This window comes from Shewanella marisflavi (assembly GCF_002215585.1).
Lineage (GTDB): Bacteria > Pseudomonadota > Gammaproteobacteria > Enterobacterales > Shewanellaceae > Shewanella > Shewanella marisflavi.
On the sequence record NZ_CP022272.1, the window covers coordinates 1,323,918 to 1,338,148 of the forward strand.

Sequence of the window (14,231 nt, forward strand, 5' to 3'; positions counted from 1 at the left end):
CACATGAAAAGCAACTATAGTTGTAATCATATCAGCTTATTAGCCGTAATGATTCGGTGTGTTAATAGATATAAAAGCTCAAGGTAAACAGGGGCAAAATAACTAACATCATCCCCCTGCGGGAGAGAATTATGGGGCAGACGGAGAGCGGGTGCTAGGTGAGTATTCAGAAAAAACTATTAGGTTTGCTGACGCTGTTATTCCTATTTGTATTTGCCAATATATTCATGGCTTACTTTTTAGAGCAAAAGAGTGAGCAGAAACTGAGTTGGGTTAATCATACCCATACCTTGCTGTCCTACTCAGATCAGCTTTTATTGGCGCTGGCCAATGCCGAGACGGGGCAGAGGGGGTATCTGCTCACGGGCCAAAGGCATTATCTTCAGCCTTATAACCTTTCGCTTAACACCATCGACGACTTGCTGAATAAGCTCACAATACTCACCCAGGACAACCTGAAACAGCAACAACTGTTAGGGCGCTTGAGCACAGAGGTGGAGTTTAAAATAGCCGAGTTAAAAGAGTCATTAGCGCTTTTCGAGCAAGACCAAGTTGCTGCTATGGCACTGGTGCGCAGTAATTTGGGCCAAGAATATATGGATAATATTCGTCATTATATCGATGATTTTAATCGCGAAGAGCAGCGCTTACTCGACATTCGTGTGGCCGAGCTCAGCGAGGTGAGAAGTGATATTAGGACTGTTTTTATCATTGAAATCATAGTGACTCTGTTTTTGGCATTGGCAATCTTTGTGCTGATCAGAAAAGATTTGTTTGCCCCCTTAACTAAATTAGTCGATGCCACAAAGCGAATGGAGGCGGGGGAGCGTCAACACCTGACCGATTTCTTGCCCAACAACGAGATCGGTTACTTGATGTCCTCATTTTACAAAATGAGCGAAGCCGTGTTTCAAAAGCATCAGCAACTGCATAAACAGGCGCATCTCGATGAACTCACGGGAGTCAGTAATAGGGTCTGTCTGTTTAAAGACATAAGTCATGCGATAGAGCAGGCGCTGCACAAAGAGACTATTTTGGCATTACTGTTTTTGGATATCGACAATTTCAAACAGATAAACGACAAGCATGGTCATCATTGCGGAGATCAGCTTTTGAAAGTGCTGGCAACAAGACTAACCCAGAGTTTGCGGCGCAGCGACGGTATTTATCGCTACGGTGGTGACGAGTTTATTATCTTGCTCAGTGATATGAGCAGTGTAGAAGAAGTTCATAAAACCCTAGCTGGGGTCGTCGCAAAAATGCAAGGTAGCTTTAGTTACCAAGGGGAAGAGCTGCCGCTGCACTTCAGTCTCGGTGCCGCACTGGTGCCTCAGGACTGCCAAGACAGTGAAACCTTGATTCGATATGCCGATATTGCCATGTACGTGTCTAAGCGAGAGGGACTGCAAAAACTGGTCTATTTCGAGCCCAAGATGCTTGAAGACAATAGCCAACAGCATACGGAGTCTTAACCTTGAGTTGTGCCAGCAAACCTTGAGGCTAACCTTAGGCCAGCATTAACTCGCAAATTGTTGTTCAAACATGAGTTCAAACTTGGCGCCACCTAAGCTCTTACTCTCATCTATGGATAGTGAGCCCTGATAGCTGTCCACCAAGTCACGCACTATGGCCAACCCGATACCATGGCCCTTTGCATAGGTGTCGGCGCGTTTTCCCCGTTCTAAGATGGTTTGCCGCTGAGCCGGGCTAATGCCTTGCCCATCATCTTCGACGCTGATAATGAGCTTGCCTGAGCGGCTTTCAACACTGAGTTCGACTCGTGATTGCGCGGCTTTACAAGCGTTATCCAGCAGGTTACCCAACATCTCGGTCAGATCGCTCTGATCGCCATAAAAGATATCTTGGTTATCAGGCACCTTGCCATAGTTCAGTTGCACATCAGGGTGGATCTTGACCAATGTACGCAGCAGTTTATCTGAGACTTGATTGACCTTAATCCCCAGATGCCAGGCGTTACCAGCCGCGCTCTGCGCCCGTTTGAGCTGATGGCCTATGGTGCGGTTAATCTGACTCACCTGTTCCTGTGAGGTCGCACTGAGATCTTTTTGACTTTGAATCACGGCTAAGGGGGTCTTCAGGCTGTGGGCCAAATCAGAAAGTGCATTACGATAGCGGCTGCGCTGGCGCTGCTCGGTACTGAGTAGGGTGTTGAGCTGTTTGGCCACATCCTGCAATTCGTTGGGGTAGTGACCGCTGAGCTGCTGCGCCTCGCCGCGCTGTACTTGTCCAAGCTCCTCTTTAAAGCGGGCCAGGGGTTTTAGTGTCCAGGCCAGCCAGGCAAATTGCGTCGCCAGCAAGACGGCCGTCAAGATAAACAGCCAGGTCCAGAGGTGTTGACTAAAGGCCTGTTGTTGCTGCTCGACACCAGCCAAGTCTTTGATGATGTGGACGGTAATGGGGGCACTTAATGATTGCGGCTCAGTCGGGGCAAAGCGCACGCTAAAGCTGTAGATGAGATGGGGTTTGCCTTCCACCGTTATATTGCCAAATTCGCTGCGTCCCACCTTAGGGTGTGGCAGTGGTGCTGTCAGGCTAAGGCCAAGAAAAGAATTAGATGACCAAAGGGGGGCATTGTCAGTTGCGCCGTCGCCCTGACGGTCGCTATCAGTTAGGTTATTGTTCTGACGAACAATAATGGCATAAAGGCCAGAGCCGATAACATTAAATTGATTTTCCAGCAGCGCCTCTGGCATATAGAGTTTGCCGTCTTCCATCTCAGTCACGGCTAATACCGAATAGAGGTAGGCGCTCAGCTGCTCATTGACGTTATTAAGCACCTGTTGTTTAAAGGCGTTATTAAGAGTAAAGCCGATGGTGGGTAACAGCAGCAGGATTAATAGCAGCGCGCTGATGATCAGGCGAACCCTGAGGGAGTTAAGTTTGCCCTGTGGGGCTCGCTGACTGCTCATGCAATGGCCTCGGCTTAGTTGTCGTTGTCCAGTGGTTTGAGGCGATAACCCTGGCCACGCAGGGTCTCAATCAGACCATACTGACCGTCTGGGTCGAGCTTTTTGCGCAGGCGGCGGATAAAGACCTCGATAACATTGGAGTCGAGATCGAAGTCCTGATCATAGATATGTTCGATAAGTATGCTCTTGGACTTCACTTCACCGATATGCAGCATGAAATACTCAAACAGTTTGTACTCTGAGCCGCTTAGACTCACGTTTTGTTCGCCAAATTTAATCTCATGGCTGCTGGTATTTAGGGAATAGGGGCCATTTTGGATTAAGGGACTGGACTTGCCTGCCGCCCGGCGGATCAGTGCCTTGAGGCGAGCGATCAGCTCTTCGGGGTGAAATGGCTTGGTTAGATAGTCATCGGCGCCAGCGTCTAACCCTTCAACCTTGTCCTGCCAGTTGTCGCGGGCGGTGAGTATCAGTATGGGATAGTCTATGCCCTGTTGCCTAAGTTGTGCGATGAGGGCGATACCGTCTAGTTTAGGCAAACCGACATCGATAATGGCTGCGTCATAGGGATATTCCTGACCCTGAAACAGACCCTCTTCACCATCGCTGGCGATATCTAAGGTGTAGTGGGCATCGAGCAGGTGCTGCTTCAAGTTTTCCTGCAGGGCTAAATCGTCTTCAACCAGTAGTAATCGCATTAGCGTGTCCTTTGTTGTTATTCAGGCTATTGCCTGCGCATCTGCCCGGTAACCGCGTCGATGGCGACATAGAAGACGACACCATCTTGGCTGAGCAATTTAGCGCGGTAGCCGGGATTGCCGTTGACTCGCGTCGATTGTACGCTGAGTACTTTGGCGTTATAGCGTCCCTTTACCATCTGTGTTGCCTGCTGACGATTCTTAACTCTTAGATTTTGATGAGTATTTTTTTGAGCAGCGATTAACATGCTGCTCGTCGACGCCGATATGCCCAAGCCAGAGGCATGCCCTTGCAGTGGCAATATCAGCGAAAGGGTAGCGAGCAAAATTAAGGCTGTTTTCATCAAAATCACCTGTGTTGAATTCTCCGAACAGTGTAAAAGATCCTATAAAAATAAGAAACATATGCCTTCAAACGCGATGTGAGTTAAGAGGTTGCGGGCAAAGGTTAGCAAGCATTATGGCTAGCGCCAGATGAACGCTACCTGAATGCTGTCATTGTCTCCATCTTATTGAATCGGTTAATTTTTAATGTTCAGCTTATGTTCATTTTCAATCCTTTCTAATGGCCTTAAGCAAGGCGAAAGCCATTTGATGGAGATTGATTATGAACAGATTCACGATTGAAAATAGTGCGGCCACGGCGGATAGCTCTCGCGTTGGCCTGGGAAAGCTGGCAAATGCTGTGCAGACAGCGGCCCTACTCGTGATGCTGGGCAGTGGCGCTGTGATGGCGGCGGATGATTGGGTAAGCTCTGCATCGGTCAGTGTGGCACAAGATCAGCAGACGTTGTCACAAGGTTTTAGCCGCGCCGCACAGGTGATGACTGACACCCAAAAGGCAAGCGCCGAACAGCTTAAGTTACAAGCGGTGACACCGGCGCAGCGCAAGACCCGTGATCAGGTGATTGCCGAGCGCCAGGCATCGACACAAGTCGCCGGTAAGACGTTAAAGTCGTCGGCCCAGCGGCTCGAGGCCGGGATTTACCATGAATTTGCTATCTACGAGGCCAGTAGTCGTCTGTTTGAAGATGTTGACTATGACGGCTTCTATCGCACCTTTAGTGTGACCTTCGATGCCGACGTGCATAGTTATTATCTGGGCGAGCATGCCAATGTTTATGCCGATCTCTATCTGAGCCGTAATGGCGGGCCTTGGGAGCTCTACCACACCACTGATGTATTCACTATTGTGGATGATGCCAGTGACGATGACTTTGAAGTGTTAACCACATTACATGCTGGCTATCCAACGGATCATTATGACGTGTTGATCGATCTCTATGAGGTGGGTTACAGCGATATCGTGGCGACCATCAGCAGCGACGATGTGGATGATCTCTATGGTTTGCCGCTAGAAAGCGCCGACCGCGACCAATATTTTGTCGATGAGGAAGTGGTGGTGAGTGGTGGTAGTCTTTCTATGGGATGGCTGGCGAGCTTGCTGGGAGTCGTGGGCATGAGTTATCTCAGACGTCGCCAGCAGGGCTAGTGGTCGCTTTTGTTCATTAGCTCATTTAATCACTGAATCCAATACTCGGCTAAACCAATCGGACAAGGCTAGATAATCATGAAAATATTGTGGTTATTTAGCCTGCGAATGAAGCAAATTTCACAAAATTTTGCCCATGACAGGCGTATATTACCTATCACTAGGTACACGTCTGTGAAATGGGGGAGACGATGACACAAGAGATTAGGGCCGAACAGGTGAAGGTATACAAGGTGTGGGACAAACCCACGCGTATTTTTCACTGGGTTAATCTTGCATTGGTTATGACGATGATTTTTATCGGCTTTGTGATGCTATTTAAGGGGGAAATAGGCATCAGCGGACTCGAGGCTAAGATAGGCTTGAAGACGCTGCATGTCTGGGTTGGTTACTTGTTTGCGGTTAACCTCACCATCAGGCTGATCTGGGGGGTTATTGGCAGCAAGAGTGCTCGGCTGAGTCAATGCTTGCCGGATCTCAAGGGGTTAGCCAAGTATAAGGCCAAGCTGGCTAAAGGGCAGTCACCTCAGTATTTAGGCCATAACCCTATGGGGCGTTTGGCGATATTTGCCATGATGTTATTGTTGGTGACCATAATGCTAACTGGATTGGTGCGCGCCGGAACCGATATCTATTATCCACCATTGGGCGGCGCGATCAGCGAGTATATCGCCCAGCCAGGTGTGGATGGTGCCAGCATTAAACCCTATGACGATACTGGCGTCGATGCGCAAAAAGTCGCGATCTTAAAACCTTTTAAGTCACTGGCTGGTGAGATACATGTGTATAGTGTTTATCTTTTGATCTTGATGATAGCCCTTCATGTGGCAGGGGTGATCGTTGCCGAGCTAAAGCATCAGCCAGGATTGGTTTCTGCAATGATCTCTGGCAATAAGGGTCTTACTAAGCCTGCCGAGGATGAGGAGCTGTAAACCTCTTGCCGGTCCAGCCACTATCCTATGGCTGAGTCCTATTTAAAATTTGCAGCTCAGGCTGCATTTTTTATGACCAGTCACTTGATCAGATTTGGGTGAGTTAACTCCGTGGTGGTATTTTGCACTAGGTGGAATTAAAGACTTAATTTTATGCGATTTTTGGTCTAGTATGTTAGCTACTTGTAAATGTTTCGTTTCCGGGGGAAGCATGAAGCGCGCATCTTTGCTGGCACTGTCTTTGGCAAGCCTTATCGCATCAGGATCTGCGATGGCGGTTGCCGATATCAAGGGATATTACTTAGGAGCCATGGCGGGGTATTCCCAGCTTGAGGCGGGAGATTTTGACGAGTCAGCCGTGAGTTACGGTCTCTATGGCGGTTACTACTTCAGTAAAAACTTCGCCTTGGAGAGCACCTATGTGCTGACCGATAATTTTGTCGATGTGGGTGATGTGAAGGCCAATCAACTATCGCTCGCCGCTAAGTTTCATCACTATTTTGATAATACCTATTCGATGTTTATCAAGGCGGGGATGGCGGCCACTAAGGTCGATGCCGATCTCGACTATGATGGTGATGGCTGGCTCTGGGGAGCAGGATTTAATATGGCGTTTAAAAATGGCGTCAATGTTCGTATCGCCTACGAGATGCTCTATACAGATCTTGATGCCAGCGGGCTTGAACAGCAGGTTGAAAGCGATTGGGGCAATGTCTATCTGGGCGTACACTACCAGTTCTAGTTCGAGAGGATGATGTAAAAAACGCAGCCAAGGGCTGCGTTTTTTGTGTTTGTTCGGCTCAATTGAGTGCGTTATTTACCCGGTAAGTATTTAAATCTGGCCATCTGTTCGCCGTGATGCTCGACGATTTTCGCGACCTGCTCATCACTCAATACCTGACGCCACTGATTCTTACTGCCTTGGCGGAAGAAGGATTTAGCGTTTTCATGTTTTTCGACGAATCCTCGCTTGGTTTCTTGAGCCTTGAGCTGGGCAAATGAGGAGTGCTTAATGGCATTCTTGAGTCGGTTGGGGTCTTTCTTTAGCCCGAGGAAAGACTCTATTTTGCGAAACACCTTCTTGGGGTTATCTAAGATATCTTCATAACGCAGGATCAGCTTGGCGTCTTCGGGATCTTGAGTCCAACTAGAGACATGCATCGACCAGGAGGTGATGACCTGGGGCACGTTTTCGGGTTCGTTGGGTGTGCCTGTCATCTCTTCCGCCATATAGGCGATGGTTTCATCTAGGCTGTAACCAAAGTAGTTAGCCATAGATACCGTCACATCCAAGGGGTTTCGCACGATATAGATGGAACCTGAAGTGACCGTGGAGTTATGCAGCGGGTGATCATTAAAGGTTCCCAGGTAGTTATGGGTCTTTACAAAGGTGGTGCCGTGGGCCTGTCTGGCGATATCGGCCTGCACTGTTGGTCTCAAGGCGCAGATCTCTTCCAGGCTAAGATCGGTTGTCTTGCGACCGTCCTGAAGATGGGCTTGAAAACGGTGTGCTGCTGACTCTGCGGTCGAGATAGTGTGCATTGTGTTGATATCTATCCCTTGCTCGGCATTTTGAATGTAATTCTCAAGAAACGCACGAACCCAAGTGTTGCCTGATTTGGGATAGGAGGCGACCCAAAGTATATTCCCCATCAATAAGTCCTTTCATTATTCTTATGACCAGCTGGACGTAGGTGTGTCCGAGTACAGGGATAAGAAACTACCGATTTGCCAGGCAAATGGCAAGGGAGAGTAAGGTAAGCCTTTCTTTGCTGTGGCGCTTTGCCTGCTAATTCATGGCTAACAGATTGGTTTCATGGCAAAGAGTGGTTATGCTGGATCTCTTTCGGACCATTTTTCGGCAAGGGAGTTAACAATGTTAGGCCAAATCATCCATAAGCCCAGTTTATTGGGCGCCCTGTTTGCTCTGACCGTGAGCCCTAGCCTTTGGGCGCAAGGCAACGAGTTGGCGCTGTCGGTCAAGCAAGCCATGCCGGTGCTCTCCAGTCTCTATCTCGAGCTGCATCAACACCCTGAACTTTCCTATCACGAACAGCAAAGTTCGGCGCGAATAGCCGCCGAATTTGACGCTTTAGGGATGTCGGTTACCCGTGATTTTGGTGGCCATGGCGTAGTAGGCATCTATCGCAACGGCAAGGGGCCGACCGTGATGATCCGCGCCGATACCGATGCCTTACCCATTGTCGAGGAGACGGGTAAAGCCTATGCCTCTAAGGTCACCACTCTAGACGCACAGGGCAATCAAGTTGGTGTGATGCATGCCTGTGGCCATGATGTGCATATGACCAATCTGGTGGGGACGGCTCAGCAGCTGATCAAGGCAAAGGATAAATGGCAGGGGACCTTGATGCTGGTGGCCCAGCCTGCCGAAGAGGTGGGCGGCGGGGCTAAAGCCATGTTGAAACAGGGACTGTTTAGTCAGTTCCCACTCCCTGATCATATTCTGGGGCTACATGTCAGTGCCTCTGTCCCTGCTGGTAAGGTGGCCATCGCCCCGGGTTATGCCCTGGCGAATGTCGATTCTGTGGATATCAGTGTCAAGGGGCGTGGTGGTCACGGTGCCTATCCGCATACAACGGTCGATCCTGTGGTATTAGCGGCGCGCATTGTGCTGGCGCTGCAAACTATCGTCAGCCGCGAGGTGTCTCCCTTGGCACCCAATGTGATCACTGTTGGTTCAATTCACGGTGGCTCGAAACATAACATCATAGGCAACGAGGTAAAGTTACAACTTACGCTACGTTCTTACGATCCTAAGGTGCGTGAGCAGCAGATCGCCGCCATCAAACGCCTTACTCAGGGGATCGCCAGCAGTGCAGGACTGGACGAGGCCGAGTGGCCAGACGTATACGTGCATCAAGAGGAGAGTATTCCCTCGACCTATAATGACCCGAATCAAACCGCCTTGGTGAAGGCGAGTATTGCTAAGCAGCTCGGGGATGACAATGTCTGGGAGGCGTCGCCTGTGATGGCTGGAGAAGATTTTGGCTTGTATGGTCTAACCCCAGAGAAGCGCCCCATTACCCTGTTTTGGCTAGGGGCTGTGCCTGCGGATGACTATGCCGCCAGTCAGGCATCAGGTGCGATTTTGCCCTCGTTGCACTCAAGTAAGTTTGCGCCCGACTATCCGGTGAGCTTGGAGGCGGGAGTACAGGCGATGAGCCGGGCGGCGATCGATCTGTTTAACCACTAGCAGCCAAGGGCTAGAGGCCGGGAGGTGAAATTCCCGGCCAGATTTAAAGAGTTAGGGGAGGGTTGGTGTATCGAAGCCGTAACTGGCCAGAATTTCTTGCCCTTGAGGCGACAGAATAAATAGCGCCAGTTCGGCAGCGTGAGGCTGTGCTTCTCGGATCACCGTCAAGCCATAGTTAGCCCCCACACTCAAATGGTCGGGCAGTTGCACTATGTTAAGAGGTTTTACTTCTTTCTGGGCCAGTACGGCATTGGTGCAGTAAGTCAGAAAAATGTCCGCCCGTTTGTTTTCCATCACCCAGGCATAAGGATTACGCCCCTTGGGAGGCTTGGCGCTGTCAGGGCCGCCCGTTAGCTGCAGCGCCTTTGCCTCAAGCCGTTTCTGGGCGCCGACAGATACCTGCTCCGCCCGTTCAAACACTTTAAAGGCGTAGTCGCCAGCGGGATCTGCCTTGGGGGTTGAGGTGCCCAGGCGTATCTTGTTATCTAGCATCTGGTTAAGCAGGTTATCGCTACTGAGCTCAACCTCAGGCTGGGCTAATGCGCAGAGTTTGTTGCGGGCAAACATCACCACATCGCCGCTCAGTGATGCCTGACTCAGGGTTGTTGGATGTTTCATGTTAGCTGAGGCGAACAGATCGACCTTTTCGCCAGATTCTATCCGCTTTCGCAGCAATCCAGAGGGAGCAAAATCTGCTGTCACCACTGCGTGAGTCTTGCCTTGATAGGCGCTAATTATTTCCGTCATCGCGGCTTTTAGGCTGCCTGCGGCGCGAAATTCGATTGCAGCATCGTGTGCGGCGAGGTGACTGCTAAAACCGGAGCCGGCAATGAAAAGTGTGCCCAGAATCCACTGATACTTCATGAAGAAAATTCCCTATTACTCATTGAATGCCATATCAAATCATCAGATAAGGGCAGCAGCAATTGCCCGAACAGAGATAAGTTAGACTTTGTCGCATGGATCGCTAAATTAAACTGGTGGCGAGACAAAATGTCGCGCACTAGAGGGAGTCTGTCTTGAGCTTCTTGAATTTGGGTTACTCATTCACGTTTGTCTTATGCCAGCAATTTCTTTATTCCCGTGCTTTGATTTTATCTACGAGCTAATTCGAAAGGTTTAGCCTCGAGCTCTCACATTTGAATGTTCGGTTTGCAATGACGCTGTGTCTGAATATACTACGCCCTTTATAAAATCCATTCTTTCCCTTTTTTATCAATTGGTTAAGTTTGTTTTGTGTGTTGGGTTTTCGCGTTAAAAGAGAGTTGTTATGTTTACATTTTCGACAAAAAAAATACTTATGGCCTTTATTGGAGTAACACTTGTTGCCGGGTGCGCAACGGGTAATACGCCTGAGGCGAAGAAAGCTAATGCTCGCAAGGAGACACAAGAGGCTCTAGGCAGCATCTATGCTCAGCATCCTGGTGCAAAAAAGGCGGTAGCTAACTCAATTGCCCATGTGGTTTGCACTGGTAGTAATAGCTACCTGTTTGCCTTGTCGACTGGTGGCGGAGTTTGTGTACTTAATGAGGGGGGTAAAAGCAGTTACTACCGTTTCGCAACTGGGGGCGTTGGCGCGGGTATTGGTTGGAAGCAGGTTGCCTTTGTACAAGCCTTTATGAAGCGAGATGCTCTGCAAAGATTTAAAGAATCAGGCTATGAGGGACAGGCACAGGCTGAAGCCAGTGCGAAATATAAGGAAAATGATGAGCAAGTATCCGCCAATCAATCTGTGGATGTCGATGGCGTAAAAACCTATCAGGTTAACCTGTTGGGGGCAGCAGCTCAGGCAACGGTGCAAGGTTATAAATACTGGCCTACCGATTTCAGTGAAGATTTTATGCAGAACAAAGGATAGTCTGATCTAAGGTCATGAGCGCCAAGGCTGACAGTCTTGGCGCCAGTTAATTTGTCTCAATCAGGTTAGCTTTGGTAAAGCAATAGGCCGATCAGTTGGCCAAAAAAAAATGCCGTCATGCCTAATAATCCGAGTACCGCCAGTGCTAAAAGAGGTTTTAACAGCTCTGGGGTGGCGCTCCATACCTTAATTAGTGAATTCATACTCATCCTTTAGTCACCTTCCCGGGAATGTATTCCCCGAGAGACTGTCCGTTCATCCTGCGTTATATATTAGCCTTAGATCTTGCCATAATAAAGTGGCATTTATGTTAAATCTTTTCTTGGTTTAACTATTTCATCAATGCCTTACCGCCAATGATCTTAAACGCTGGAACACCGCGTATCAGCGTGTCTCTGGCAAAACACTGATCGCATTGGGGGCAGTGACAGGGAGTATGGGTATCGTCCTCGATAATCCGCTCCTTAAAGCATTTTACCAAGGCGCCTTTACCCCCTTTACGATACTTAAACAGCCTGGATTTGCATTTGGCGCAAAAGATCTCGACCGTGCGCTCCGGTGCTTTCTTGTTGGGTCTTGCCATAGGTTTAAAAGATGATGAACTATGAAGCAAGGTTAACAGGTATCGCGGACTAACTCGAATGGCACCTTGGGATGTCGAGGTTTGTTTGCTTGTTAACCTTAACCTAACTTGGCTATAGTAGTGGCCTGGGTTCAAGGATTGACGTTACTTCATGATAAAAATAATAAAACCTCTATTAGTTACATTTCTCTTTTTACTTTTTTTGCTTGCTATCTCGGTTTATGTGGCGCTTCATTTAAGTCTGCCTAAGTTGTCTGGCGAGGTGAGCAGTAGCAAGATAGCGGCTAAGGTGACCATAGACAGAGATCGCCTTGGCACCGCGGTGATCCATGGTGAGAATCGCCAGGATGTCGCCTTTGCACTGGGCTTTGCCCATGGTCAGGACAGGTTCTTTCAGATGGATCTGCTAAGGCGAAATTCAGCCGGTGAGTTGGCCGAGTTATTTGGTGAGCCTGCCTTGGCGCTGGATAAGTCGCGCCGTTTTCATCAACTTCGTCAACGCGCAGAGCGTATCTATGGGCAACTGCCTACGGCTCAGCAGCAGTTGTTGCAGCGCTATGCCGATGGCGTCAATCAGGCGTTGGCCGCGCAGACCCTTAAGTCGTTCGAGTATCTGCTGACCCGCGCCAAGCCAGCGCCTTGGCAACCTGCCGACAGCCTGCTGGTGATCTACAGCATGTATCTGGACTTGCAAGGCAACAGCCTCAAGCGTGACCTGACTCTAGATCATATCGAGCGCCGCTTCGGCAGCGAAATGCGCGCCTTTATTACCCAGACCTCAAATTATCAGGCGGCGCTGGATAACAGTCTGTTTCCCTCTGATCCGCCGCCTGTCCCGAGTATGACCTCTTTGGCTGACACCTCTTTGGCCCAGCGCCTGGCGCTGATGATAGATGAGCCGATTGAGGTGGGCAGTAACAACTGGGCGGTTACCGGTGAGATGACCCACACCGCCAGTGCCATGTTATCCGATGATATGCACCTCTCCTTTGCCGTGCCCATCATCTGGTATCGGGCGCAGCTTAACTATCCTGATGCCAAGGGCAATGCCGTGCAGGTCACCGGAGTGTCGCTGCCTGGCGCGCCAGCTATAGTGGTGGGCAGCAACGGTAGACTGGCCTGGGGCTTTACCAATGCCTATATCGACACCGCCGATTGGGTGGCGCTGGACAGTGACGAGCCGCTTGAGGTGGTCAACGAGACGATCAAGCTACCAAAGGGGGAAGTGGACTTTGCCATCAAGCTGTCGCGCTTTGGCCCTGTGCTGCAAAAAGGCGAGCGAGCCTATGCGCTCGCCTGGGTGGCCCATCAGGATTATGCGGTCAACATGGAGCTGATGGCGCTGGAGCAGGTCGATAACGTGCCTGAGGGACTTGCAATGGCCAGCGGCTTTGGGATTCCGGTGCAGAATTTGATGTTGGCCGACAGTCAAGGTCACGCCGGATGGCAGCTGGCGGGCGCCGTGCCCGCCAGAACCTTGACCAGTGATGTCGCACTAACAAGCGAGCAGATTGAGTGGGCGAAGTGGCAGCAAAGGGATAGCGAGTTACCTTCGCGTCTGGATCCGCCCGGCGGCCGGTTATGGAGTGCCAACGCCAGAGTGATGTCGACCCATGACGCGCAGCGTTTTGGCGATGGTGGTTATGCCCTGGGGGCCAGAAGCGCGCAGATCCGTGACAGATTGCTGGAGCAGGAGAAATTCGATGAGGGCGATTTTTATCGGATTCAGCTCGATAACGAGGCGCGCTTCTATCGTCCCTGGCAGAGCTACCTGTTAGATGCTTTGATGCGTGAGCCCAAGCGCTTCGCCAAGGATATAGTACAGATCAGAGACTGGCAGGGCTGCGCCTGCGCCGAGTCTGTCGGCTTTACTCTGGTAAAAGCGTTTCGCAGTCAGATCCTTAACAGCGCCTTTGCCCCCATCGAAGCCGAGCTGGCCAAGGAGCAACTGAGCCTGGCGGTGCTAAAACGTTATCTTGAGCCTGGTATCTGGCAACTGCTCAAACAAGCGCCCAGCGACTGGCTACCCAAAGAGGTCGCCAGCTGGGATGAGTTAGTGATCGCCAGCTATGTCGCCGCCCGTGATAAGCTGCTTAGCCAGTACAGTGACGATGGCGAGCTGAGCGCGCTCAACTGGGGGCGGGTTAATACCCTGACGATACAGCATCCTTTTAGCCGTCAGATGCCGCTCTTGAGTCGTTTCCTGGATATGCCTCAGGTGGCGGGCTTTGGTGACACCTTTATGCCAGCAGTGCAGCGCAAAAGTTTTGGCGCCTCCCAGCGCTTTATCGTGCAGCCAGGGTATGAAGAGCGCGCCATCATGACGATACCAGGCGGTCAATCTGGTCATCCCTTGTCGAAATATTACCGCGCTGGATTTGGTGAATATGCTCGCGGCGCAGTCACGCCGCTTCTTCCTGCTGAGATAGAGGCGAGTCTGAGCTTAATCCCCAGAGAGCGTACACATTAGTCAGATGTAAAAGTCAGCCATAAAAAAGCCACCGCAAGGGTGGCTTTTTATGGC

Annotated in this window: 14 protein-coding genes; 7 read left to right on the forward strand and 7 right to left on the reverse strand. The window is 50.3% G+C overall.

All coding sequences use genetic code 11. The annotated features are described in order from the left end of the window. The first annotated feature begins 158 nt into the window (after positions 1–158). Positions 159–1,472, forward strand: coding sequence for a diguanylate cyclase domain-containing protein (locus CFF01_RS05905; RefSeq protein WP_088904180.1), 1,314 nt, complete (start codon positions 159–161; stop codon positions 1,470–1,472). Between the two features lie 45 nt (positions 1,473–1,517). Here CFF01_RS05905 and CFF01_RS05910 read toward each other — a convergent pair whose 3' ends face one another. Genes CFF01_RS05910 through CFF01_RS05920 form a run of 3 tightly spaced genes read right to left on the reverse strand, consistent with a single transcriptional unit; the run spans position 1,518 to position 3,972 of the window. Next, complete coding sequence (locus tag CFF01_RS05910) at positions 1,518–2,930, reverse strand: ATP-binding protein (protein WP_088904181.1); 1,413 nt, start codon at positions 2,928–2,930, stop codon at positions 1,518–1,520. Positions 2,931–2,944: 14 nt separating this feature from the next. Then, on the reverse strand, positions 2,945–3,628 hold the full coding sequence (locus tag CFF01_RS05915; RefSeq protein WP_088904182.1) for a response regulator transcription factor: 684 nt from the start codon (positions 3,626–3,628) through the stop codon (positions 2,945–2,947). A 26-nt stretch (positions 3,629–3,654) separates the two neighbouring features. After that, a complete protein-coding gene (locus tag CFF01_RS05920) occupies positions 3,655–3,972 on the reverse strand; it encodes a PepSY domain-containing protein (RefSeq protein WP_198387130.1) in 318 nt (105 codons plus the stop codon). Positions 3,973–4,235: 263 nt separating this feature from the next. On the opposite strand from CFF01_RS05920, the gene CFF01_RS05925 reads away from it, so the two are divergent. The 3 genes from CFF01_RS05925 to CFF01_RS05935 all read left to right on the forward strand — a co-directional run bounded on the left by CFF01_RS05925 (position 4,236) and on the right by CFF01_RS05935 (position 6,794). Continuing rightward, on the forward strand, positions 4,236–5,120 hold the full coding sequence (locus CFF01_RS05925) for a choice-of-anchor H family protein (RefSeq protein WP_198387132.1): 885 nt from the start codon (positions 4,236–4,238) through the stop codon (positions 5,118–5,120). A gap of 191 nt (positions 5,121–5,311) precedes the next feature. Beyond that, positions 5,312–6,052, forward strand: a complete 741-nt coding sequence (locus tag CFF01_RS05930) for a cytochrome b/b6 domain-containing protein (RefSeq protein WP_088904183.1) — start codon at positions 5,312–5,314, stop codon at positions 6,050–6,052. Between the two features lie 211 nt (positions 6,053–6,263). Next, complete coding sequence (locus CFF01_RS05935) at positions 6,264–6,794, forward strand: outer membrane beta-barrel protein (RefSeq protein ID WP_088904184.1); 531 nt, start codon at positions 6,264–6,266, stop codon at positions 6,792–6,794. A gap of 71 nt (positions 6,795–6,865) precedes the next feature. On the opposite strand, the gene CFF01_RS05940 is transcribed toward CFF01_RS05935, so the two are convergent. Next, positions 6,866–7,705 carry a sulfotransferase domain-containing protein gene (locus CFF01_RS05940; protein ID WP_088904185.1) on the reverse strand — a complete coding sequence of 280 codons (840 nt, stop codon included), beginning with the start codon at positions 7,703–7,705 and terminating at the stop codon, positions 6,866–6,868. Between the two features lie 223 nt (positions 7,706–7,928). Between CFF01_RS05940 and CFF01_RS05945 the strand changes: the two genes are divergently transcribed. After that, a complete protein-coding gene (locus CFF01_RS05945) occupies positions 7,929–9,266 on the forward strand; it encodes a M20 metallopeptidase family protein (protein WP_088904186.1) in 1,338 nt (445 codons plus the stop codon). A 51-nt stretch (positions 9,267–9,317) separates the two neighbouring features. On the opposite strand, the gene CFF01_RS05950 is transcribed toward CFF01_RS05945, so the two are convergent. Then, positions 9,318–10,130 (reverse strand): molybdate ABC transporter substrate-binding protein, encoded by an 813-nt coding sequence (locus CFF01_RS05950; RefSeq protein ID WP_088904187.1) that lies wholly within the window; start codon positions 10,128–10,130, stop codon positions 9,318–9,320. Positions 10,131–10,536: 406 nt separating this feature from the next. Here CFF01_RS05950 and CFF01_RS05955 point away from each other — a divergent pair, with 406 nt between their 5' ends. Further along, positions 10,537–11,124 carry a lipid-binding SYLF domain-containing protein gene (locus tag CFF01_RS05955; protein ID WP_033537526.1) on the forward strand — a complete coding sequence of 196 codons (588 nt, stop codon included), beginning with the start codon at positions 10,537–10,539 and terminating at the stop codon, positions 11,122–11,124. A 65-nt stretch (positions 11,125–11,189) separates the two neighbouring features. Here CFF01_RS05955 and CFF01_RS19125 read toward each other — a convergent pair whose 3' ends face one another. Both CFF01_RS19125 and CFF01_RS19285 read right to left on the reverse strand, forming a co-directional pair. Then, positions 11,190–11,327 carry a hypothetical protein gene (locus CFF01_RS19125; RefSeq protein ID WP_157704951.1) on the reverse strand — a complete coding sequence of 46 codons (138 nt, stop codon included), beginning with the start codon at positions 11,325–11,327 and terminating at the stop codon, positions 11,190–11,192. A 128-nt stretch (positions 11,328–11,455) separates the two neighbouring features. Further along, on the reverse strand, positions 11,456–11,707 hold the full coding sequence (locus CFF01_RS19285; protein ID WP_088904188.1) for a hypothetical protein: 252 nt from the start codon (positions 11,705–11,707) through the stop codon (positions 11,456–11,458). A 151-nt stretch (positions 11,708–11,858) separates the two neighbouring features. Here CFF01_RS19285 and CFF01_RS05965 point away from each other — a divergent pair, with 151 nt between their 5' ends. Beyond that, entirely contained in the window at positions 11,859–14,177 is a 2,319-nt protein-coding gene (locus CFF01_RS05965; RefSeq protein WP_088904189.1) for a penicillin acylase family protein, read from the forward strand. The last annotated feature ends 54 nt before the right edge of the window (positions 14,178–14,231 follow it).